Below are 19,829 nucleotides of genomic sequence, written 5' to 3' on the forward strand. Positions count from 1 at the left end.
ACGAATCGTCTGAATCCCAATTAAGGCCGAAAAATCCGCTTATAATAACTTTCCTGTGTTATAGCTTGTATATGCTTATATATACCTTCTGATCCTTATAATTACTAACCTATACAAAAAGACACCACCCCGGCGCTGCATAATTAAGGTGGTGTCTTGTTTATTCTTATTGTAAACTATACAATTCTTTAAATCTTGCATAATCAGTCATAAATACCGTTTCATATTACTCCAGACCGCTTCTTTTCCCTCACCGGTTTCCGCGGAAAATGGAAGCACAATGTCTTCGTCTTCCAAATCCAGCACCTTCCTTGTCCGGTTTACATGTTTAACACGTTTTCCTTTGGGGATTTTATCCAGCTTGGTAGCAATAATCATTACAGGCAGTTCAAAATACTTCAGAAAATCATACATTTGCTGATCATCTTGGGTCGGTTCATGACGGATGTCCGTAATCAGTGCAACAGCCTTCAATGGTTTCCTTGTTTCAAAATACGTCTCCATCATGCCGCCCCACTTTTCCCGCTCTTTCTTGGACACTTTGGCATAGCCATAACCAGGTACGTCGACAAAATAAAATGACTGATTTATTTTATAAAAGTTCAATGTTTGCGTTTTACCAGGTTTTGAAGAGGTTCTGGCAAGGTTTTTCCGGTTAATCAATTTATTAATGAATGACGATTTCCCGACATTAGACCGTCCTGCCAGCGCGATTTCCGGCAGCTGGTCGGACGGATATTGCTTCTGACTGACGGCGCTAATCACAATTTCTGCATCAGTTACCTTCATTTTTCTCCTCCATAAGTGCATGTTCCAGTACCTGGTCCAGATGTTTAACTGTTATAAATGTTAAATCATCGCGGACACTTCTCGGAATGTCTTCAATATCTTTCTCATTATCTTCCGGTATAATAATTGTTGTAATCCCTGCTCTATGCGCACTAAGGGACTTTTCCTTCAATCCACCGATTGGTAATACGCGCCCCCTAAGTGTAATTTCACCGGTCATGGCGACTTCTTTTTTCACTGCCCTCCCAGACAATGCAGAAACCAGAGCGGTAGCCATGGTGATCCCTGCAGACGGGCCATCTTTAGGTGTTGCACCTTCGGGAACGTGAATATGGATATCATATTTTTCATGAAAATCAGGTTCAATATTCAATTCCTCAGCACGTGAACGAATATAACTGAACGCTGCCTGCGCGGACTCCTGCATTACATCACCAAGTTTACCCGTTAATGTCAACTTCCCTTTACCGGGATAGTGCGAAACCTCAATTGACAATGTATCCCCGCCTGCTGCTGTATAAGCAAGTCCGGTAGCAGCCCCGATCTGGTTTTCTTCCTCCATTCTTCCATACCGAAAGATCGTTTTTCCAAGCATATCTTCAATGCTTTTTTCCGTAACGATAACGCGTTTTTTATCACCCGAAATAATTATTTTAGCTGCTTTGCGGCATAACGTAGCAAGCTGCCGCTCTAAGCCCCGAACCCCTGCTTCCCGTGTGTAGGTACGGATTAATTTCAACAGTGCGTCATCCCGGATTTGCAAATTACCTTTTTTCAAACCATTTTCCTTAAGCTGCTTTGGAAGCAGATGCTCCTTGGCAATGTGTAATTTTTCCACCTCTGTGTAACCAGCTATGGAAATCAGTTCCATCCGGTCCAAGAGAGGGCCAGGAATATTGTTAACGTAATTTGCCGTTGCAACAAAAAGTACATTGGATAAATCATATGTTTCCTCAATAAAGTGGTCGCTGAAATTACTGTTTTGTTCCGGATCCAGAACTTCCAGCATTGCTGACGAAGGATCACCGCGAAAATCACTGGCCATTTTATCGATTTCATCCAAAAGGAAAACAGGATTAACGGTTTCAGCTTTTTTCATTCCCTGAATAATCCTTCCCGGCATTGCACCAATATAAGTTCTGCGATGTCCCCGAATTTCGGCTTCATCCCGAATGCCTCCGAGTGAAATCCGGACGAAGTTACGATTAATTGACCTTGCTATGGACTTGGCCAATGAAGTTTTCCCCACTCCAGGCGGACCGACAAGACAAAGAATTGGCCCTTTAATGGACTTTGTCAGCTTTTGCACAGCAAGGTATTCCAAAATGCGTTCTTTAACTTTTTCAAGACCGTAATGATCAGCATCAAGTATTTTATTTGCCTGTTTAATTTCAATCGTATCCTGCGTTTTCTTTGTCCATGGCAATGCAAGCAGCCATTCAATATAGTTCCGGATTACAGAACTTTCTGCAGAACTTTGCGGTACCTTTTCATAACGTCCCAATTCCTTCAATGCAACTTCCACAATCCGTTCCGGCATATCGGAATTCTCTACTTTGTCGCGAAGCTGTCCTACCTCACTGGTTTTCCCATCTTTTTCGCCAAGCTCTTTCTGGATGGCCTTTAGTTGTTCCCGCAAATAGTACTCTTTTTGGGTTTTTTCCATCGATGTTTTGACACGCTGTCCGATTTTCTTTTCTAAATCCAGTACTTTTTTCTCATTGGAAATCAGCTTAACCAGGTGCTGCAGTCGTTCTTTTACATTAATAATTTCAAGCAGTTCCTGTTTATCCTTTAATTTCAGAGACAAATGGGATGTGATCAGATCAGCGAGTCTCCCCGGTTCATCAATATCCGATACGGTTGCAAGTGTTTCCTTCGTAATTTTATGTGACACCTTTATGTATTGTTCAAACTGACTTAATAAGGAACGCATTAAAGCCTCTTCTTCATTTTTTTGCCCATGCTGTTCCTCAATTTCCTGAATTTCAACAGTAACTGCATCTTCCTCATCAATAAATTGTGTTATTTCGCCACGTTGCAGTCCCTCAACCAACACGCGAATCGTACCATTGGGAAGTTTCAGCATTTGTTTAACCTTAGCCAGTGTCCCAATCCGGTATATATCTTTCGGTTCAGGATTGTCAAGACTCACTTTCTTTTGGGCTGCCAGAAAAATAATCTGATCATCCATCATTGCTTTTTCAAGCGCTGCTACAGACTTGTCCCTGCCAACATCCAAATGCAGCACCATAGACGGAAATACGAGCAGTCCGCGCAATGGAAGAAGTGGCAGCTGTTTCGTTTCGTTTGTCATTATATGTACCTCCATAATATATGAAATGGAATATTTATGTATGTTTTATTAGTTTATAGAAATCATGCCCAATTGTAAATGAATTCATTTTCAGCTGTATTTAGTATTACCCGTCAAGCGGATACTAATCATTTGCATTACAAAAGAAAGAGACTGACATCAGCAATAACATCACTTTAAAAGCAGTTCAAGCTAAGTCAGCCTCTTCATATTAAATTTTGGTTGTCAATTCATTCTTATGCACTTTCTTTTGGAATTTCTTTATTTCCTTCTTTAACAGTGCCGTCTCTGAAAACGAGTTTCGGACTGCCGTCTTCTTTGATTACCGTATCTTTCGTAATAATACATTTTTCTATATCATCACGTGAAGGCAGTTCAAACATGACATCAAGCATGATACCCTCAATGATTGAACGCAGTCCGCGTGCACCGGTTTTCCGTTCAATTGCTTTTTTGGATATTTCAATCAGCGCTTCTTCTTCAAATTCAAGTTCAACATCGTCCATCTGGAAGAGTTTCACATATTGTTTAACCAATGCATTTTTTGGCTTTGTTAAAATTTCAACAAGCGCATCTTCATCCAATGGTGTAAGGCTTCCTACGACAGGGATTCGGCCGATAAACTCCGGAATCAGGCCATATCGCAGTAAATCTTCCGGCAGCACTTTCGTCAGAAGTTCAGCCTTATCCATATCCTGCTGAGATTCATTAGCTCCGAAGCCAATTACCTTTTTACCGAGGCGGCGTTTAATAATCTGATCAATTCCATCAAACGCACCACCCACAATAAACAGGACATTGGTTGTATCGATTTGAATGAATTCCTGATGCGGGTGCTTACGTCCTCCCTGAGGCGGAACACTTGCTACCGTACCTTCAAGAATTTTCAGAAGTGCCTGCTGCACACCTTCACCGGATACATCACGGGTAATCGATGGATTTTCTGACTTACGGGCAACTTTATCAATTTCATCAATATATATAATTCCTTTTTCAGCTTTTTCCACATCATAATCAGCTGCCTGAATCAATTTTAATAAGATGTTCTCCACATCTTCACCAACATAACCGGCTTCTGTAAGAGATGTAGCATCTGCCATTGCAAATGGGACATTCAGAATGCGTGCCAATGTTTGTGCGAGCAATGTTTTACCGCTTCCGGTCGGTCCAAGCATCGCAATATTACTTTTGGCCAGTTCCACATCGTCCGCATTTCTTGGTGAGTTAATTCGTTTATAGTGATTGTATACTGCAACTGACAGATTTTTCTTTGCCTGATCCTGACCAATGACATAATCATTCAGGGTCTCGCAAATTTCCTTTGGCTTGGGAATTTCCTTGAATTCTGTTTCCTCTTCTGTACCTAGTTCTTCTTCAACTATTTCTGTACAGAGTTCAATACATTCATCACATATATAAACGCCTGGTCCGGCTACAAGTTTACGAACCTGATCCTGGCTTTTTCCACAAAATGAACATTTTAATTGTCCTTTTTCTTCGTTAAACTTAAACATTCAATTCACTCCTAAAGTTTAAATCTGCCTTTTACAAATTAACCTCATTCACTTTAACTTTCATAGTCATCATATCAAATCAATATAAGAAAACAAAACAAAAACCTCTGCATTATTTACCATTTAATTATGAGGAATTTAATGAAAAAGTCAAATCATAACTATTGCTTTGTCCTCTTCCTATCCTATGATGTAATTGCAAATAAGATAACATATAAAGACTGATTCGCCGGAAACTCAGCATACCACCATGCTTGCCATCAACACAGTTTTTATTCAATATTATTTCCAGCTTTATCCACAATAGTGAAACAAGGTGCGAATAATCGCACCTTGTCAATTTTAATTTTATATGGTAACTCTTATCTACGCTTCAACTGTTTTACTGTTATCTACAAGAAACTCAATGGCTTTCTTCATTTTGAGGTCTTCCTTGATAGCATCAGTATTTCCGCCAAGCATTTGCTTTAGCTGGTCAACCTCAGTTCCATACATGGATGCCATATTGCTAAGTTCCTCATCAACATCTTCATCAGATACTTCAAGGTTTTCAGCATTTACAATTGCTTCCAATGTAAGGTTTGTTTTAACCCGTTTCTCAGCATCTTCTTTCATTTGCTCTTTCAATGCATTTTCGTCCTGACCTGAGAATTGGAAATACATTTCCATTGTCATGCCCTGCATTTGCAGACGCTGTTCAAATTCTTTCAGCATGCGATCAAGTTCGGTATTCACCATCGCTTCTGGAATATCAACCTCCGCATTATCGGAAGCCTGCTCAATCAGCGATTCACGTTTCTGGTTTTCAGCATCCTGTTTGCGCTGTGTTTCCAGTTCTTCTTTTTTCTTCGTTTTCAACTCATCAAGTGACTCTACTTCTTCATCCACATCTTTTGCGAATTCGTCATCAAGTTCAGGCAGCTCTTTTGTTTTGATATCATGGATTTTAACCTTAAACTGTGCTTTCTTACCAGCCAGATCTGCTGCATGATAATCTTCCGGGAAGGTAACTTCTACTTCCGTATCTTCACCGGCGGATTTGCCAACCAACTGTTCCTCGAATCCAGGAATAAATTGTCCGGAACCAATTTCCAGTGAGTGGTCTTCACCTTTTCCGCCATCAAAAGCTTCACCATCCATGAATCCTTCAAAATCCATGACAACAGTATCGCCTTCTTCAATAGTTCCTTCTTCCTTAATAACCAATTCTGCCTGATGCTCACGCTGATGTTCAATTTCATGGTCCACATCTTCATCCGTAACTTCCACAGATTGTTCTTCCACTTCAAGACCTTTGTATTCACCAAGTGTGACTTCCGGTTTCACAGTAACCTTAGCTGTGAAAACAAGCGGTTTGCCGCGTTCAATTTCCTCGATATCAACTTCAGGTTGTTCGATTGGCTCAATACCTGTTTCATCAACCGCATTTACATATGCATCCGGAAGCACAATATCAACTGCATCCTGATACAAAGATTCAACGCCGAAACGTTTTTCAAAGATTTTGCGTGGTACCTTTCCTTTACGGAAGCCTGGAATCTGAACATCTTTAACTACTTTCTTAAATGCCTGATCTAGTCCTTTTTCGAATTCGTCTGTACTGACTTCAAATGTCAATACTCCTTCATTGCCTTCTTGTTTTTCCCATTTTGCCGACATGTTATTCCCTCCAAAATCTAAATATCATAATAATGCCGCGTTCATTAATATAAACTGGTATACTTAATGATCAAATTTACAACCATCTCATTATAACATAATTACGAAGCCTTTCAACAATTATAGACATATGAATAACTAAGCTTCTATTATACTGAGATAAAGTGCTTCACACAGTTTGATTTCTTCCATCATTTGCATGAGCTGTCCATCATTTTCCGCGACATAATCTGTATGTATTTCCATATTCGATTCACCTATTATTTTCAAAGCGTCTGCAAGCATTATTATTTCTTCTCCATCGGGCATCACTGGATAGCGGACATAGCAGTATCGGTAAAGCAGCGTCTCGACCAATTTATACAATGACGGGTTGTTCTGTTCCAAATCATTGATCAAAAGCATTGTCCGTTTCATAGCCGGATGTGCATCGATTTTTGCCACCGATGTCGGAATCACAGACATATAGAAATCGAACTTTTTCACTTCGATTTCCTCGGAAACATTCATTTCCTGAAACCAATTAAAAATGGCGGTTTTAACAACTGGATGAATCCCGCCATTAACGAGCAGTTTTTTCACAGATGGTACCGGAACCGCCTCAACCTTTCGCAATTCCTCAATAATACGCCATTGATGCAAATGATTTTCATTTTTAACAGCCTGCATCAGTTCTTCTATGTATTCAACAGATTTTTCGGTCCGCAGTTCATGCTTCATTTTCTTACTCATTTCATACAACTGCTGGAACTGTTCACGGATCATTTCCGGAATTCCAGACTGCTCGAATTCAAACTCCACCTGCTCCATCAGCATTGAATACTGGCTTGTCTGAAATAATATTGTCAGGTAAATATGTACATAATGATAATAATTTTCATCTTTATCAGCCATCAATTCCTCGCACAATTCCTGTGCATCCTCATAACGGTCTAATTCCATAAGACAGATAAGTTTTCCAATAACAATCTCATGTGTATTTATATTGTAGCTTATCAGTTTATCCAATTTGGACAGCGCCTCGTGATACCGTTTTTCTTTAAGGGCAATGAGACTCTCTTCTTCCAAGGTTTCTTTCCACTTCGGAAATAGAACGACCTTTTCTCTTTTATTCAGCATGTATCCACTCCTTTCCTGGCAGTATATTCATACCCTTAATTTAATATCATACCCGATTATTAAAAATGTAAACTTCACATAAAAAAGGACCTATTCATAATAGATCCTTCAACATCCTGGTAGTGCTTGGAAGGCTGTTGGAATTACCAAGACCTTAACAGACATTTCATATGAAGGTTCTTAAGGCTTTTATTATACACTAATCTGATACGTCATGATAGGATACAAGTACTTCTTTATAATGTACCGGGTTTCGTATTTAAGAGCAAAAAAATGCCTTAACTTCCGAATTGGAGGTCAAGGCATTCATTATCATAAATTATTAATCATCGTGTTCATTATGATGGCCATGGTGATTTCCTTTAACGTGATCAATCCCTAATGCACGCCCCTGGCGAGTCGAGTCAGCTGCACCAAGATAAAAATTTGGGTGGACCATAATCATTTGCACATTGCCAATATCTCTGGACTTCTTATCAAAATCGTAGCCCAATTGTTCGAGCTCGCTTCGGGTTTCTTTTGGAATCCCCTTTTCCCATCGGATGCCTGGATAATTGGGGCTATAGATCCGCGGCTCTTCAATCGCCTGCTTTGGATCCATGCCGTAATCAATAACATTAATGATTGTTTGCGCTACAGATGTGATAATTGTTTTACCCCCAGGCGATCCGACAGTCATGAATGGATTGCCATTTTTATCGAAGACAATCGTCGGACTCATACTGCTCATCGGTCGCTTATTTGGTTTAACTTGATTGGCACCGCCCGGCACAGCATCAAAATCCGTCATTTCGTTATTGAGCATGAAGCCATAACCAGGAACCATGATCCCCGTACCAAATTCCTGCTCGATTGTCGTTGTATAGGAAACAAGATTTCCCCATTGGTCGGCCACTGTAAAATGCGTTGTTTGCCCAGTCTTTTTACCGTTTGGCTGTTCAACATAACCCGGGTTCTCACCCTCTTGATAAGCCCATGGGTTACCAGGCTTCACATTTTTGTTAGCTTTACCAAGCTCAATTAGCTGCCGGCGCTGATCAAGATAGTCATCATCCAGCATACCTTTCATGGGGACATCCACAAATTTCGGATCACCAATGTATGCCCCCCGATCCGCATACGCAAGATGCATCGCTTCAGCAAGAAGGTTATATTTTTCAGGGGAACGCGGACCGTATTGTTTCATCTTATAGCCTTCAAGCAAGTTTAAAATTTGCAGTACAGTTAAACCGCCTGAGCTTGGCGGGGGCATTGTTGCTAGTTTATAGCCACGATAGGTTCCCATTAAAGGTTGATCAACAGTAACATCGTAATTTGCCAGGTCTTCTTGGGTTATTGTACCTCCAAATTTTTGGACTGTTGAGGATAAGGCCTCGGCGACTGGCCCCTTATAAAGGGCATCAGATTTATGTTTAGCAATCATTTTTAATGTATGAGTCAGGTCATTCTGAATAAGGATGTCGCCCTCTTGAAGCGGCTCTCCATTTGGAAGAAAAACATCCTTTGCAGCACTTCTTGACAGCTTTTTCTGATTGTCTTCTATAGCATCAGCAAGGACCCAATTTACTTCAACACCATGCTTGGCCAATTTCACTGCAGGCTTAACAAGTTTTTTCCACCGCACTGTTCCCCATTTTTCGTAAGCTGTTTCAAGTCCTTTTAGAGTACCGGGAATACCAACTGCGTCTCCCATCATTACCCTTTGATCAAAGGGGATTGGATTTCCATTCTCATCCAGAAACATATCCGGCTCCGCACCGGATGAGGCTTTTTCACGGCTGTCAATGATAGTAGTTTTGTCCTTCTTTGCATCATAAACCATCATGAAACCACCACCGCCAATCCCCGACATCATCGGTTCGCTAACATTCAAAGCAAATTGTATAGCGATTGCGGCATCAACTGCATTACCACCACGTTACAGGACCCTTGCCCCTATTTTGGTCGCTTCCGGATGGGATGTTGCAACCATGCCTTTTCTCCCTACATCAACCTGATACTTTGGCAGATCATCTTTAGGCGGCTTGCCATGTCCATCCGCTTGAATGAAAGGGAAGTATACACCAAGCAGTAGGCACAAAGCTAACAAAACAGAAAGAAACTTTAATAGATTGCGCATTATATCTCCCTCCTAATTAATTATTTACAAATGATAGCACAATAATCGAAATATTTTGAGTGCCGTTCTTCCTATTTATACCAATAGAATTTGGGTTTCAAATCGTTGGATATGAACAAAAAGCGATTTCTGCATATATCGTTCAATATTACTGATTCCGAATTAAGTGTATGTAATTGAATGGAGGTTCCAGAAAAGAGGTGGAATTACGTGAAGAATACAATACTATTAGACGCTCAATAAATGACCAACAAAAACCTGAAATAGCTCAACCAAAAAGCCCAACCCCTTGCCATGCAAAGGATTAGGCTTTTCTATCAGATAACGTCCCAGGCAGGATTCGAACCTGCGACCCACAGCTTAGAAGGCTGTTGCTCTATCCAGCTGAGCTACTGGGACAAGAGCGGGTGATGGGAATCGAACCCACATCATCAGCTTGGAAGGCTGAGGTTTTACCACTAAACTACACCCGCATATTTAATTTACTATGTAATATCAACCATCAACGTTTTTAACGGACAAGATTCATTATATGTATAATGAAAAAATTTGTCAATACTTACAGAGAGAAAAAGCATTTCATCCGGAAAAAACCGGATGAAATCATGTTCTGTCCAGCGATGTTTTAATGGAAATTTCCTCAACTGCTTCCCCGTCCAACGTATAGAAATGAACTGAAACGTGTTCGGGTGTATCCCATTCAAGAATCGCGTATGTCTTCATATTCCTTATTCGTGGCAGCCTTATGCTTCCCGGATTGATCAATAATAGGTTACCGCTTTTTTCCGCTCCGGCAATATGTGTATGACCAAAACAAACCACATCAGCGTTTTCCTCCATTGCCCGGTATGCTATGGTCATCAAACCACTCTTAACCCGATGCAAATGTCCATGTGCAATAAAAAAGCGCAGACCATTGATTTCAACTGTTTCTTCTTGCGGATATCTGGAATCAAAGTCACAATTGCCACCAACCTTTACAAATCCTTCAAGCTCCGGTGCATCGATATCAAGTTCTGAATCACCGCAATGAATCATATGCACATCTGGATGACGGCTTTTAATATCTGTCAATTCTGTTGTTAGTCCATGACTGTCACTGATGATTAAAACTTTATTCATGCTTAACCCCACAATCTTTTCTATTGCTGTTTGATCCAGTCCTCCAGTTTATCAATCGCATGTTTCCGATGACTGATCTGGTTTTTTTCTTCAGCCGACAGCTGTGCCATCGTTTTCGTATAACCTTCTGGAACAAAAATGGGATCATATCCAAATCCATTTTCACCTTTAGGTTCAGTGGTCAGGTTACCTTCGCATTCTCCCCGCTTAAAAAAGGTGTCCTGACCGGGTATCTTAACCGCCAATACACATACAAAGCGTGCTGTTCGATCTTCAACTCCGTCCAGTTCATCCAACACCTTTTCCAAATTCGCCTGATCGTTTTTTGGTTCACCGGCATACCTGGCTGAATAAATTCCCGGGTGGCCATCAAGGGCATCAATCATTAATCCGGAATCATCAGCCAAAACGGGTGTATTCATTCGGTTGGAAATTGTTTCTGCCTTCAGTGCTGCATTTTCCTCAAATGTCGATCCGGTTTCTTCAACATCTTCCATTGATTCCGTTAAATCCAACAATGAGACAGCTTTAACATCGTATTTCGCAAAAAATGTTTTAAATTCCTTCGCTTTTCCGGCATTTTTAGTAGCTATTATAATATCCTTCATATATTTTTAGTCCTCTTTCTTCTTAGTTTCCCCGATTCGACTTGCAACTTCTCCGATACTCTTGTACTGCATTGCCGTAATTTCCTGAATGCCTTCTTTTGCAAGGCTCAGCATTTTAAGTAATTGGTCATTTGTAAAGGTAGCTTCTTCACCGGTTCCCTGAATTTCCACAAATTCGCCGTTTCCGGTCATGACAATATTCATATCAACATCTGCCTCGGAGTCTTCGGCATAATTTAAATCCAGTGCCTCTGTACCATCCGGCAATACCCCGACAGAGATAGCAGCCAAAAAGTCAGTAACTGGCATTTTATTGATTGTTTTATTTTGCAGCATTTTACCGAAAGCCAGTACAACTGCAACAAAGGCACCTGTAATGGAAGCGGTCCTTGTTCCGCCATCTGCTTGTATAACATCACAATCGACCCAAATTGTCCGCTCGCCTATTTGGTCTAAATCGACAACGGATCGAAGTGCTCTTCCGATTAACCGCTGAATTTCCATTGTTCGTCCACTCACCTTGCCTTTTGACGATTCCCGGATATTTCGCTGGTCGGTAGCTCGCGGCAACATAGCATACTCGGCAGTAATCCAGCCTTTTCCTTGTCCGCGCATAAATGGAGGCACCCTATCTTCCACACTGGCATTGCAGATTACTTTCGTATCGCCCGCCTGTATAAGCACTGAACCTTCCGGATGTTTTACAAAATCAGTTGTGATGACGATTTCTCGTAATTGATTGTTATTTCTCTGATCATTTCTCACTTGCTAAAGTCCTCCTTATCGACCATTCGCTAGAGTAATCCTAACATATTTTGCACGAAAGAAACATGAAAATACATTTCGAAAGGTGTCCTATTTTCAGCTTTATTAATATGAAAAAAGCCTTGTATCAAAACCTAAAGCGCTTCAAGCAAAAAATACATACAAAAAGGCTGCTTCACACAGCCTTTTCATAATGCTTTATAATTTTTCTGTTGGCACAAACATTTGTGTTGTTACCGGTTTGGTATAAGGTTTGCCTTCTTCATTGAACAAGGTCTTTACATCTTTCACTTTTACCTCAACAGCTTCAACAGATTCATCAGCTGTCAGAGTTCTCACAAGTGTTTCCATCACTTTATCCGGAATGACGGCTTTATCGGAATTCTTCAAAACCCCCTGGCTAAACTCGAGTTCCAAAACACCATCGTTTATACTCGGACTGCTAACCAGTTCGGCTTGTTCGTTAAATACATGCTGCAGATTTGTGCTGACCCCGGGACCTTCAACCAGCTCCTGTACAATCGAACTGTATACATCACCTTCCGAAACATTAACATACTTGGTAACCGGAACGAAGTACTGATTTTCTCCCTGTACAGATGGGAAAAACAGTGTAACTGGCTTGCTTTCCATTAGATCAACCGTATCGGATTGAACAAGGTTGATACCATTTGCACGGGAATAACCATTCCCAATCGGTGTTCCGTTTACCGGCATCGCATTCTGCATTTTTCCGTTAATTTCCAGTTTGATGTTTTTTACATTATCAAATTGCGTCAGTGTGAATGTCATTGCCTGGAGGATTTTCGCTTCATTTTTCTTTTTATAGTTTTTGAAGTCCTTTGATACATTTACAACAAGCGTTCCATTTTTTTTCAGATTCATTCCCAATACTTTCGTTCCCTGCGGCAAGACACCTTGAAAACCGTTCGGAAGCAGTTGTGTAACCGGGCCTCCTTTAACAAGGTATTCCAAAGCTTGTGCAGCAACTTCTTTTGATTCCGGTACTGGGAGCTCCAGGGTTTGTGAGGCTACCATGCCATTGGAATCAATTAAATATAGTTGTCTTGAAACAGTTTCGGAAGTTTTATCATCCGATTTACTTACGGCTTTTTCCTCACCCTTGCCAGCTTTCTCCAGATCATTTACAGCTTCAGCGTTTTCTTTTGGCGGGTCAATCTCCTCGTTCTTATTATTTAATGACTGTTCCCCCTGAAAGCATCCAGTCAGTATAATGGCCAGACTAACAGGTATAATCGGCAGCATTATTCTGCGCTTCTTCATGTCCTTCCCTCCCACGATGGTTTGTACTATTATATATACGAGCTCATCGCGAAATTAGACCATCCAATCCTTAAAAAATTGGAATCCCTTTAATGGGATTCCAATTAACAAATAACTGCTTTTTCAATTGTAACGGATTCAAAATGATTAACAGGTTTTGTAAAAATACTCTGCGCAATACGACTGAATATTTCCATTTCCCCCGTAGTATAAAACTGGTGTCTTGGTGGATCAGCTTCCTGACGTAACATGTTATGAAATTCCAGAATCGTACTTGCCTCACGTGCTGTTTCTTCACTGGACGAAATAATGGTAACATGCTTTCCAATAACGTTCTGGATTGTATCCCTCAATAACGGATAATGGGTACATCCCAGAATCAGTGTATCAATATGGTTATTCGCCTTCATCGGATGAAGCATCTCCTGAACTACCTGTTCGGCATGTTCACCATGCAATATTCCTTTTTCAACCATTGGTACAAAAAGCGGACAAGCAAGGGCATTTACATGAATGCCTGCATTTATACCTTTTAGTGCTTTCGTATATGCCTCACTTCGGATCGTCCCCTCGGTGCCAATAACCCCGACATGGTTATTCTGCGTAAACTTTATCGCCGCTCTCGCTCCCGGCTGTATCACGCCAATGACCGGAAAGTCCAGTTTCTGCTGCAGATCCTCCAGTGCAAATGCAGTAGCCGTATTGCATGCAACAACAAGCATTTTAATATCTTTCTCAAGCAAAAACTCAACCATTTCCCAAGTGAAACTCCTAACTTCTTCCTGAGACCTTGGACCGTATGGACATCGTAATGTATCACCAAGATATATTAATTTTTCCTTAGGAAGCTGGCGCATCAGTTCATGTGCAACTGTCAGTCCGCCAACACCCGAATCGATAACTCCTATTGCTTTTTCCAACGAAACCGCCTCTTCTATGCTGTTATTTTTCATTTACCATTTTCATTTGCTCATGGAGAAAGGCAAGTAATTCATTCATATTTTCTGTTTGTTCACTTGAAAAATTCGCAAATACTTCCCCTAAATACTCCTGGCGTTTCTTAATAACTTCTTTAATAATTGTCTTTCCTTTATCCAACACTTGAATACGCACGACCCTGCGATCCTTTTCGTCCCGGATTCGCTTCACCAGCTCATTTTTCTCCATCCGGTCCACCAGATCGGTTGTCGTACTGAATGCAAGCCCGTTTTTATTGGATAATTCACCTATCGTCAAATCCCCATATTCCAAAAGCCATTGCAATGCAACAAATTGGGGTGCCGTTATCGGATAATTATTTAATATTTTGCGCCCATTCTGTTTGATAACACCGGATATGTAGCGAAGTCTTTTCTCGATGTCTGCTATTGTCTCTTGTGAAAGTTCCTTTTCCAACCGGGTAACCCCCTACAATTTTCTATTTTTACATCATAACACAAGCATCTGTTTTGTACGTTTATTTTCTGTTGCCTGATATTGTATCTTATTCAATCCGTTCTATATTTGTTTTAGCGAATGCTTCAGCAAATTAGCCTCCATATCGGTAATGACATGGCAGTTAACCTAGATTATACCAAAAAAGACAGCTGATGTATTGAAAATGTGCTTGCTTCGCAGATTTTACGCGGATTTGTGCTCACTGATTAATAATTCTTTCATAAGCTATAGTGACTAAATAATTTCCCTTCAATCTGCAGCTCTATGACAGCAAGGAGGGGTTAACATTTGAAGGACAACGAGTACAAACCGAAGCAATTATTAACCAAACGTGAAAAAGAAGTATTTGAACTCCTAGTACAAGACAAGACAACGAAAGAAATTGCCCAGGAATTGTTCATATCGGAAAAGACTGTCCGGAACCATATTTCAAATGCTATGCAAAAGTTAGGAGTCAAGGGGCGATCACAAGCTGTAGTAGAGCTCCTTCGTATGGGGGAATTAAAGCTCTAAATAAACCCGGCATTCATATAACCATAGCCGGGTTTATTGCCAAAAGCATTTATAGGCTTTGTCTTTCTAAGTGAAGGCAGAGCCCTATAGTGCTGCCAGTATTTCTTTCATAGATTCACCTATGGAAACAGGCTTGCCGGTTTGCGGATTTATGTATACCATTCTGCCTCGTCCGGTCAGACAAAGCTCTTCCCGATCATTTAATGCCATATAGTGAACATCAAGGGAAGTATTTCCGACATAATTTACCTTTACATACAATTTTAAATTGTCATTGAAAAACATTTGTTTATGATAATCACATTGCAGATCAGCTACGATGGGCATACCGTCCCCTATATTGCTGCTGTCAAATAACCCGGCTGCCTTTAAAAACTCGATACGTGCTTCCTCAAAATAAATAAACGGTGAAACATTGTTCACATGTCCAAACATATCCGTTTCGGAAAACCTTACTTTTATTGGGGTATAAAATGAAAATTCTGATTTCCATTTGTCTATGTCATCAATATAGGCTATTTTAGGCAAATGCTCAGCTCCTTATCATTATATGCTTTTAAAAATGACCCTTACCGTATAACTGGTAAGGGTCATGGTAAACGGAAATCCATCCGATATTAATGAGCGTGGTCACTTCCAAAGAAGTTTTTGAACGACTGAATATTCGTTGCCCGGTTCATGGCAGCAATGGATGTCGTTAATGGAATCCCTTTCGGACATACTTGCACACAGTTCTGCGCGTTTCCGCAGCCTGAAATGCCGCCTTCTTCCATTAAACCGTCCAATCGTTCTTTCTTGTTCATTTCTCCTGTTGGATGTGCATTGAACAGTCGCGCCTGAGATAATGGAGCAGGTCCGATAAAGTTTGATTTATCGTTAACATTCGGACAAGCTTCCAGGCAAACACCACATGTCATACATTTAGACAATTCATATGCCCACTGACGCTTTTTCTCCGGCATACGAGGTCCGGGTCCCAAGTCATACGTTCCATCAATTGGAATCCATGCTTTGACCTGTTTCAATGCATCAAACATTTGCTCCCGGTCGACAAGAAGGTCACGAACAATAGGGAATGTGCTCATTGGTTCCAGCCGGATAGGCTGTTCCAATTTGTCAACCAGCGCAGCACATGATTGCCTTGCTGTTCCATTAATAACCATTGAACAAGCCCCGCAAACTTCCTCGAGACAGTTCATATCCCAAGCTACCGGTGTCGTTTTTTCACCGTTCGCATTCACAGGGTTCTGACGGATTTCCATCAGTCCGGAAATAACATTCATATTTTTTTTATAAGGAACATCAAATGATTCCTCATAAGGAGCAGAATCCGGGCTGTCTTGACGCGTTATGATAAATTTAACAGTTTTTTGTTCAGCCATGTATATCTTTCTCCCCTCAGTGTTTTTGTGTGTAGTCCCTTAACCTTGGCTCAATTAGTGAAGTATCAACTTCTTCATAGGAAATTTCTGGAGCATTCTTTTCCTTGTCAAAAGTTGCGATTGTTGTCTTGAGCCAATCTTCATCATTACGATCCGGATAATCAGGTTTGTAATGCGCACCGCGGCTCTCATTACGGTTATATGCACCCATCGTTATAACACGTGCTAAATGCAGCATGTTTTTCAATTGACGTGTAAACATAACACCCTGATTGCTCCAGCGTGAAGTATCATTGATATTAATCTTGTTCCAGCGTTCCTGAAGTTCTTTGATTTTTTCATCAGTCTTGAGCAATTTATCATTATGACGAACAACCGTTACATTATCAGTCATCCATTCACCAAGTTCTTTATGAATCTGGTAAGCATTTTCGTCGCCTTCCATCTTCATGAACTCATCAAATATTTCCTGCTCTTCTTTTTCCCGATTCTTAAACAATTCAGGAGACATATCCTCAACATGCTTGTCGAGTCCATCGATATAATCGATTGCATTCGGCCCTGCTACAGAACCGCCATAAATCGCGGAAAGCAATGAGTTTGCTCCGAGCCGGTTTCCGCCGTGCTGTGAATAATCACACTCACCGCAAGCGAAAATTCCAGGGATGCTTGTCATCTGATCAAAATCAACCCAAAGACCGCCCATTGAGTAGTGAACAGCAGGGAAAATCTTCATTGGAACTTTACGCGGATCTTCACCAACAAATTTTTCATAAATCTCAATGATTCCGCCCAGCTTGACATCAAGCTCTTTTGGATCCTTATGTGACAGGTCAAGGTAAACCATATTTTCACCATTGATACCAAGCTTCTGGTTAACACAGACATCAAATATCTCACGGGTTGCAATGTCACGTGTTACCAGGTTTCCGTATGCCGGATATTTCTCTTCAAGGAAATACCATGGTTCCCCGTCTTTATACGTCCAGATACGTCCGCCTTCACCACGTGCTGATTCACTCATCAGGCGCAGTTTATCGTCGCCGGGGATAGCAGTTGGATGAATTTGTATAAATTCACCGTTTGCATACTTTGCACCCTGCTGATATAAAATACTCGCTGCGGAACCTGTATTAATCATGGAGTTCGTGGATTTACCAAAGATAATTCCCGGTCCTCCGGTAGCCATAATTGTTGCATCTGATGGATAGGATTTAATTTCATGTGTTTTAATGTCCTGTGCAACAATCCCTTTTCCGACACCATCATCATCCAGAATCGCACCAAGAAATTCCCAGTTTTCATATTTTGTAACCAAACCTTCAACTTCATAGCGACGAACCTGTTCGTCCAATGCATATAATAACTGTTGTCCGGTTGTTGCCCCTGCATATGCTGTGCGGTGTACAGATGTACCGCCAAAGCGCCGGAAGTCAAGCAATCCTTCTGGCGTACGGTTGAACATAACACCCATTCTGTCGAGTAAATTTATAATACCAGGTGCTGCTTCACACATCGCTTTGACCGGTGGCTGATTTGCCAGGAAATCACCGCCGTATACAGTATCATCAAAGTGTTTCCAAGGTGAATCTCCTTCACCTTTCGTGTTTACTGCACCATTAATCCCGCCTTGGGCACATACAGAGTGAGAACGTTTAACAGGTACAATGGAGAACAAGTCTACATTCACACCCGCTTCTGCTGCTTTAATCGTTGCCATAAGTCCGGCCAAACCGCCGCCTACAACAACTACTTTGCGATTACTCATCGTAATGACTCACTCCCTCTTTCAAAATTAAACACCATAAGCAAATTTAATTAATGCACGTACTCCAATATAGCTGATCGCAAGAAAAACTATCAGTGTAGCGTATGTAACAATTTTTTGCGATTTTGGTGACTGGGTGAAGCCCCATGAAACCAAGAAACTCCATAAGCCATTACTGAAATGGAATGTTGTTGAAAGCACGCCAATAATATAAAACCAGAACATTACCGGATTGGAAAGAATATTTTCCATCAGGTTATAATCCAGTTCCGCATTGCCTAAACCGATTTGCACACGAGTTTCCCATAAGTGCCATGCGATGAAGACAAATGTAATAATCCCTGTTACGCGCTGCAGATAAAACATCCAGTTTCGGAAATAGCCATAGTTTTTTGAATTGTTTTTCGTCACAAAAACAATGTAAACACCTAAAATTGCATGAAACAGGATAGGCAGAAAAATGATTACTGTTTCCAATACAATTCTGAACGGCAAATCATGCATAAATGCCGCCGCCTTGTTAAAGCTTTCTTCTCCGTATACAGCAAAATGGTTTACCACCAGGTGCTGTATGAGAAAGATTCCGATTGGTATTACGCCTAATAAGGAATGGAGTCTTCTGTAAAAGAACTCACGATGCTCTGACATGTGTTACCCCCCTCAGATGTGATTTATACTACTCTTAGTAATGCACAAATTCAGGTGACAATATGAAATTATTGTCCATTATTGTACAATTTATGACATATTTATTGTACTTCTAACATTAAAAAGCGTCAAGAAAGGAAACCTTTAATTCACGACTCTGTGACATTTATCATTTTTCGAGTCAAAAATGAAAAAATTACACGCGGGTTCTTGCACTGATGACGGATTAAATAGATAATGATACTAATAAATCATTAAGATACTCGCGAATTTTATAATCAGTATTTACAGAAACGAAAGGATGACATCAATGGCAAATACGAAAGAAACGCTGCCGGTTACTATTTTGGAAGACCTCCACACATCTGGTGCCGGATACGACATAATTCGTTATTTAGGGCTCCCTGAATTACTGGGACCTGAATCTTCCACATTGTTATATTTCATGGGGAAGAATATTGCGCGAAAAATGGATATCGAATCCATTTCAGACATCAACTACGCCTTTGAAAAACTTGGCTGGGGAAAGCTTGAACTGGTTAAAGAAAAGAAAAAAGAGTTAACTTTTCAGCTGATGTCCGATGCAGTAGTATACCGGATGAATGCACCATTTGAAACTGATTTTCGTCTTGAATCAGGTTTTCTGGCCGAATCCGTGCAACTGATTTATGACAGAACATGTGAGTGCAATGAACAAATTAATAAAAAGATTCACTTGGTTGAATTTACTGTCATCTATACAGATTAGTCCTTTTGAATCGTTTTTTCCCTATAATTGTCATTAA

17 protein-coding genes, 2 tRNA genes and 1 pseudogene are annotated in these 19,829 nt (G+C 40.7%); 2 read left to right on the forward strand and 18 right to left on the reverse strand.

All coding sequences use genetic code 11. The features are described from left to right. Positions 1 to 207: 207 nt before the first annotated feature. From yihA to B1K71_RS12205, 14 genes and pseudogenes are all read right to left on the reverse strand, one after another. The gene (gene yihA, locus B1K71_RS12140) at positions 208 to 789 is read right to left on the reverse strand and encodes a ribosome biogenesis GTP-binding protein YihA/YsxC (protein ID WP_077327266.1); all 582 of its coding nucleotides are present in this window, start codon (positions 787 to 789) and stop codon (positions 208 to 210) included. Further along, positions 776 to 3,106 carry an endopeptidase La gene (gene lon, locus B1K71_RS12145; RefSeq protein ID WP_077327268.1) on the reverse strand — a complete coding sequence of 777 codons (2,331 nt, stop codon included), beginning with the start codon at positions 3,104 to 3,106 and terminating at the stop codon, positions 776 to 778. Before lon ends, yihA begins: the two co-directional genes overlap by 14 nt. 236 nt (positions 3,107 to 3,342) lie before the next feature. Then, positions 3,343 to 4,620, reverse strand: a complete 1,278-nt coding sequence (gene clpX / locus B1K71_RS12150) for an ATP-dependent protease ATP-binding subunit ClpX (RefSeq protein WP_077327269.1) — start codon at positions 4,618 to 4,620, stop codon at positions 3,343 to 3,345. 366 nt (positions 4,621 to 4,986) lie between these two features. After that, positions 4,987 to 6,279 carry a trigger factor gene (gene tig / locus B1K71_RS12155; protein WP_077327272.1) on the reverse strand — a complete coding sequence of 431 codons (1,293 nt, stop codon included), beginning with the start codon at positions 6,277 to 6,279 and terminating at the stop codon, positions 4,987 to 4,989. A gap of 138 nt (positions 6,280 to 6,417) precedes the next feature. Then, entirely contained in the window at positions 6,418 to 7,398 is a 981-nt protein-coding gene (locus B1K71_RS12160; RefSeq protein WP_077327274.1) for a tetratricopeptide repeat protein, read from the reverse strand. Positions 7,399 to 7,720: 322 nt separating this feature from the next. Further along, positions 7,721 to 9,517, reverse strand: a pseudogene (gene ggt, locus B1K71_RS12165) (gamma-glutamyltransferase). Between the two features lie 325 nt (positions 9,518 to 9,842). Continuing rightward, positions 9,843 to 9,916: transfer RNA gene (locus B1K71_RS12170), tRNA-Arg, on the reverse strand. A 3-nt stretch (positions 9,917 to 9,919) separates the two neighbouring features. Continuing rightward, positions 9,920 to 9,990, reverse strand: a tRNA-Gly gene (locus B1K71_RS12175). A gap of 130 nt (positions 9,991 to 10,120) precedes the next feature. Next, complete coding sequence (locus tag B1K71_RS12180) at positions 10,121 to 10,639, reverse strand: metallophosphoesterase (RefSeq protein WP_077327276.1); 519 nt, start codon at positions 10,637 to 10,639, stop codon at positions 10,121 to 10,123. A 20-nt stretch (positions 10,640 to 10,659) separates the two neighbouring features. Further along, complete coding sequence (locus B1K71_RS12185; RefSeq protein WP_077327278.1) at positions 10,660 to 11,247, reverse strand: XTP/dITP diphosphatase; 588 nt, start codon at positions 11,245 to 11,247, stop codon at positions 10,660 to 10,662. A 6-nt stretch (positions 11,248 to 11,253) separates the two neighbouring features. After that, entirely contained in the window at positions 11,254 to 12,012 is a 759-nt protein-coding gene (gene rph, locus B1K71_RS12190; RefSeq protein ID WP_077327280.1) for a ribonuclease PH, read from the reverse strand. Between the two features lie 198 nt (positions 12,013 to 12,210). Then, the gene (locus tag B1K71_RS12195; protein ID WP_077327282.1) at positions 12,211 to 13,296 is read right to left on the reverse strand and encodes a GerMN domain-containing protein; all 1,086 of its coding nucleotides are present in this window, start codon (positions 13,294 to 13,296) and stop codon (positions 12,211 to 12,213) included. A gap of 104 nt (positions 13,297 to 13,400) precedes the next feature. Further along, entirely contained in the window at positions 13,401 to 14,216 is an 816-nt protein-coding gene (gene racE / locus B1K71_RS12200) for a glutamate racemase (RefSeq protein ID WP_077327284.1), read from the reverse strand. Positions 14,217 to 14,238: 22 nt separating this feature from the next. Continuing rightward, positions 14,239 to 14,691, reverse strand: coding sequence for a MarR family winged helix-turn-helix transcriptional regulator (locus B1K71_RS12205; RefSeq protein WP_077327286.1), 453 nt, complete (start codon positions 14,689 to 14,691; stop codon positions 14,239 to 14,241). A gap of 330 nt (positions 14,692 to 15,021) precedes the next feature. Here B1K71_RS12205 and B1K71_RS12210 point away from each other — a divergent pair, with 330 nt between their 5' ends. Beyond that, on the forward strand, positions 15,022 to 15,246 hold the full coding sequence (locus tag B1K71_RS12210; RefSeq protein ID WP_010651078.1) for a helix-turn-helix domain-containing protein: 225 nt from the start codon (positions 15,022 to 15,024) through the stop codon (positions 15,244 to 15,246). A gap of 84 nt (positions 15,247 to 15,330) precedes the next feature. On the opposite strand, the gene B1K71_RS12215 is transcribed toward B1K71_RS12210, so the two are convergent. From B1K71_RS12215 to B1K71_RS12230, 4 genes are all read right to left on the reverse strand, one after another. Next, positions 15,331 to 15,774 carry an acyl-CoA thioesterase gene (locus B1K71_RS12215; RefSeq protein WP_077327288.1) on the reverse strand — a complete coding sequence of 148 codons (444 nt, stop codon included), beginning with the start codon at positions 15,772 to 15,774 and terminating at the stop codon, positions 15,331 to 15,333. A gap of 89 nt (positions 15,775 to 15,863) precedes the next feature. Then, positions 15,864 to 16,628, reverse strand: coding sequence for a succinate dehydrogenase iron-sulfur subunit (gene sdhB, locus B1K71_RS12220; RefSeq protein WP_077327290.1), 765 nt, complete (start codon positions 16,626 to 16,628; stop codon positions 15,864 to 15,866). A gap of 16 nt (positions 16,629 to 16,644) precedes the next feature. Then, positions 16,645 to 18,396, reverse strand: a complete 1,752-nt coding sequence (sdhA, locus tag B1K71_RS12225) for a succinate dehydrogenase flavoprotein subunit (RefSeq protein WP_077327292.1) — start codon at positions 18,394 to 18,396, stop codon at positions 16,645 to 16,647. Between the two features lie 27 nt (positions 18,397 to 18,423). Continuing rightward, positions 18,424 to 19,044: a succinate dehydrogenase cytochrome b558 subunit gene (locus tag B1K71_RS12230; RefSeq protein WP_077327294.1), complete on the reverse strand. Its 621-nt coding sequence runs from the start codon at positions 19,042 to 19,044 to the stop codon at positions 18,424 to 18,426. 310 nt (positions 19,045 to 19,354) lie between these two features. On the opposite strand from B1K71_RS12230, the gene B1K71_RS12235 reads away from it, so the two are divergent. After that, positions 19,355 to 19,792, forward strand: a complete 438-nt coding sequence (locus B1K71_RS12235) for a DUF2507 domain-containing protein (protein WP_077327296.1) — start codon at positions 19,355 to 19,357, stop codon at positions 19,790 to 19,792. Positions 19,793 to 19,829: the final 37 nt, after the last annotated feature.

The organism is Virgibacillus siamensis (genome assembly GCF_900162695.1).
Lineage (GTDB): Bacteria > Bacillota > Bacilli > Bacillales > Amphibacillaceae > Lentibacillus > Lentibacillus siamensis_A.

What these genes read in the sequence shown, in the direction of transcription:
- B1K71_RS12185 (WP_077327278.1), bottom strand. Translation starts at nt 11,247, where the DNA reads ATGAAGGATATTATAATAGCTACTAAAAATGCCGGAAAAGCGAAGGAA.
- sdhA (WP_077327292.1), bottom strand. Translation starts at nt 18,396, where the DNA reads ATGAGTAATCGCAAAGTAGTTGTTGTAGGCGGCGGTTTGGCCGGACTT.
- clpX (WP_077327269.1), bottom strand. Translation starts at nt 4,620, where the DNA reads ATGTTTAAGTTTAACGAAGAAAAAGGACAATTAAAATGTTCATTTTGT.
- B1K71_RS12180 (WP_077327276.1), bottom strand. Translation starts at nt 10,639, where the DNA reads ATGAATAAAGTTTTAATCATCAGTGACAGTCATGGACTAACAACAGAA.
- lon (WP_077327268.1), bottom strand. Translation starts at nt 3,106, where the DNA reads ATGACAAACGAAACGAAACAGCTGCCACTTCTTCCATTGCGCGGACTG.
- tig (WP_077327272.1), bottom strand. Translation starts at nt 6,279, where the DNA reads ATGTCGGCAAAATGGGAAAAACAAGAAGGCAATGAAGGAGTATTGACA.
- B1K71_RS12160 (WP_077327274.1), bottom strand. Translation starts at nt 7,398, where the DNA reads ATGCTGAATAAAAGAGAAAAGGTCGTTCTATTTCCGAAGTGGAAAGAA.
- B1K71_RS12230 (WP_077327294.1), bottom strand. Translation starts at nt 19,044, where the DNA reads ATGTCAGAGCATCGTGAGTTCTTTTACAGAAGACTCCATTCCTTATTA.
- sdhB (WP_077327290.1), bottom strand. Translation starts at nt 16,628, where the DNA reads ATGGCTGAACAAAAAACTGTTAAATTTATCATAACGCGTCAAGACAGC.
- yihA (WP_077327266.1), bottom strand. Translation starts at nt 789, where the DNA reads ATGAAGGTAACTGATGCAGAAATTGTGATTAGCGCCGTCAGTCAGAAG.
- B1K71_RS12235 (WP_077327296.1), top strand. Translation starts at nt 19,355, where the DNA reads ATGGCAAATACGAAAGAAACGCTGCCGGTTACTATTTTGGAAGACCTC.
- B1K71_RS12195 (WP_077327282.1), bottom strand. Translation starts at nt 13,296, where the DNA reads ATGAAGAAGCGCAGAATAATGCTGCCGATTATACCTGTTAGTCTGGCC.